The 3,147-nt window shown below is 70.8% G+C and carries 2 protein-coding genes; both read left to right on the top strand.

What is annotated here, in order from left to right:
- Positions 1-430 (top strand): hypothetical protein (locus tag ACIQ6S_RS14215; RefSeq protein WP_397608920.1); only part of this gene is annotated, 430 nt, incomplete at its 5' end.
- A gap of 105 nt (positions 431-535) precedes the next feature.
- The gene (locus ACIQ6S_RS14210) at positions 536-2,917 is read left to right on the top strand and encodes a penicillin acylase family protein (protein WP_397608919.1); all 2,382 of its coding nucleotides are present in this window, start codon (positions 536-538) and stop codon (positions 2,915-2,917) included.
- The last annotated feature ends 230 nt before the right edge of the window (positions 2,918-3,147 follow it).

Raw genomic sequence — 3,147 nt, 5'->3', positions numbered from 1 at the left:
GGTCGAGCACACGCAATCCGAACCTCGGATCGAGCGCGTTTACGGAACAGGGCCCGGATGGCCGTCCACCACGCCACTGCCCGCCGTAGCCGGCGCCTGCTTCGCCCTCGCCGGCATCATTACACTGTCTCGCTTCCTCATCGCACGAATTCGAACGAGCCTCGTGCGTCGCCGCGGTCGACGCCTTTGGGCCGTGGTACTGGAGCATGAGGAAGATCCCAGCATCAACGTCAACGGCGAGTCCGTATGGCGCATCCGAGCGGAGTGGACGGACGCGGAAACGGGCAGGTCGCACCACTTCGTCAGCGAGCCTTTCAAGGGCAAGCCAAGCTGGGTCATCGGCCCTGGACGCACGGTGGAAGTGATCGTGGATCCGCACGATTTCAGCCGATACACCATGGAGGTCGGTGTGCTCGCCGACCCAATCTGAGGGGCTCTGGGGTGGGACCCGATGCGTCGCCCCGTCTGGGTCACCAAGCCCCCGAAGCCTCGAGGCCTCGGCTAGGCTGTCGCCCTCTTCCTGAGGATGACGCCGATGCTGAAGTGGATCCGCCGCGGCCTGCTGGCCCTGCTCACGCTGGCCCTGCTGCTCGCGCTTTCCGCATGGCTGGTGCTACGCGGCAGCGTCCCGACCTACGACGGTGAACTGGGCCTGCCCGGCCTCTCGGCGCCGGTGTCGGTCACGCGCGACGCCAACGGCGTGGTCGACATCGAAGCCGCGAACGAGCTCGACATGGCGCGCGCGCTGGGCTTCGTGCACGGGCAGGAGCGCTTCTTCGAGATGGACCTGACGCGGCGCGTCGCCGCAGGCGAACTTTCGGCGCTGTTCGGCGCCCGCGCGCTGGAGGTCGACCGCACCAACCGACTGCACCGCCTGCGGGCCCGCAGCGAAGCGTCGCTCGCCGACATCGCCGGCCCTCGCACGGCGGCCTTGAAGGCCTACACCGAAGGCGTGAACGCCGGGCTGGATTCGCTCGCGGTGCGCCCTTGGCCCTACCTGTTGCTGCAGCAGTCGCCGAAGCCATGGAGCGAGGTGGATTCCGCGCTCACCGGCTACGCGATGTTCTTCGACCTGCAGGATGAGGCGAACTCGCGCGAGCTCGCGCTGTGGCGCATCCGCGGCGTGCTGCCAGCACCGCTTGCCGACCTGCTGCTGCGCGACGGCACGGCGTGGGATGCGCCGCTGTTCGGCAGCGCGCGTGGCGATGCCGTGCTGCCCGGCCCCGAGGTGCTCGACCTGCGTACGCTGCCCCAGGCCCCAGACGAGATCCCCACGGCCGCGGCCGAGCCTGCCGCGCCCGGCAGCAACAACTTCGCGGCGGGGGCGTCCGCGACCGCCGACGGTCGCGCCATCGTGGCCGGTGACATGCACCTCGGCCTGCGCGCGCCCTCGCTGTGGTATCCCGCCCGGCTGCGCTATGCCGACCCGGAGGCTCCCGACGGCCAGGTGGACGTCGTCGGCGTCACCCTGCCCGGCGTGCCGGGCGTGATCGCTGGCAGTAGCCAGCGCGTGGCCTGGGCCTTCACCAACAGCTACGGCGACTGGCTGGATTTCTTCCGCGTCGATTTCACCGATGCGGCGAAGACGCGCTATCGCACGCCGGACGGCGAAGCCGACATCGTCGTCCATCGCGAAACCATCGATGTCGCGAACGGTGCGGCGGAGACGATCGAGATCCGCGAAACCCGCTGGGGTCCGATCGCGCACGACGAAGCGGACGGCAGTGCACTGGCCCTGCGCTGGACCGCGCAGATGCCGGGCAGCCTCAATTTCGGCCTGCTCGACCTCGTCCATGCGGCCGACCTGGACGCCGCGCTGCGGATGGCCCGGGAGGCCGGCGTGCCGGCGCAGAACATGCTGCTCGGCGACGCCAAGGGCCGCATCGCGTGGCGGCTGGTCGGGCGCATCCCGGCGCGCGTCGGCGGCTGCGACCCGAAGGCCCCGCTGCTGCCCCTGCAGGGCTGCGATTGGGCCGGCTGGCACCCGGCCGATGCGCCGCTGCAGCCGGAGCTGGTCGATCCGCCCTCCGGCCGCCTGTGGTCGGCCAATGCGCGCATCACCGATGGCGAACTGCTCGCGCTGATCGGTGATTCCGGCTATGCCTTGGGTGCGCGGCAAAAGCAGATCGCGGACACCCTCATGGAAAGCGCGCCGCTCGACGAACCGGCCCTGCTCGCCCTGCAGCTGGACGATCGCGCGCTCTTCCTCGAGCGGTGGAACCGCCTGCTGCGCGACACCGTGGGCCCGATGTCGGCCGCCGAATGGCGTGACATCGCCGAGGCCGCCGAGGATTGGGAGGGCCACGCCTCGATCGACTCCAGCGGCTACCGGATCACCCGCGGCTTCCGTCTCGAAGTGCTGGCGCGCGTGCGCGATGGCCTGCTCGGGCCAGCCAAGGCCGCGCTCGGCGACCGGTTCGTGATGCCCGACCTGCCGCAGCTCGAAGGCGTGCTCTGGCCCTTGCTCGAACAGCGCCCGGCGCACCTGCTGCCGCCGCGCTTCGAGAGCTGGGAGGCCCTGCTGGCCGACGCGGCCCGCGCCGCGGCCACCGAGGTGCGCGGCGGCCAAGAGGGCCCGCTCACCGCGCGAACCTGGGGCGAGGCCAACCTCAGCCGCGTCTGCCATCCGCTGACCAGCGGCGTGCCGGAATGGCTGCGCCCGCACCTGTGCATGCCGGCCGCCCCCCTGCCCGGCGACGTGCAGATGCCGCGGATTCAAGCCCCGGCCTTTGGTGCGAGCCAGCGCATGGTGGTCTCGCCGGCGCATCGCGAGAACGCGATCTTCCAGTTGCCCGGGGGCCAGGCCGGCCACCCGCTCTCGCCCTACTGGGGCGCCGGCCACGGGGACTGGGCGCAGGGCCGCCCGTCGCCCTTCCTGCCCGGCCCCGCCAACGCGAGGCTGGAGCTCACGCCGTGACGACAGCGGTCCGCGGGCAACCTTCAAACTGGGCAAACCGGTGCGAAACCGCTGGCGGGCGGACTCCAGTTTCCCCCACTATGGGATGAACCGGGGCATCGAGGGGGCTTCATGGCTGGTAATGACGGCGTGGTTCGCGGCACACAGGTGAACAACCCGGGTCCGGACTGGAATCACCTGCGCGAAACGGTGCTGATGATGGAACTGGCGGTCGCGCAGGTGGAAGCGGC

The sequence above is a fragment of the Silanimonas sp. genome (assembly GCF_044377035.1).
Taxonomy (GTDB): Bacteria; Pseudomonadota; Gammaproteobacteria; order Xanthomonadales; family Xanthomonadaceae; genus Silanimonas.
This window is presented reverse-complemented; position numbering and strand designations above follow the sequence as displayed.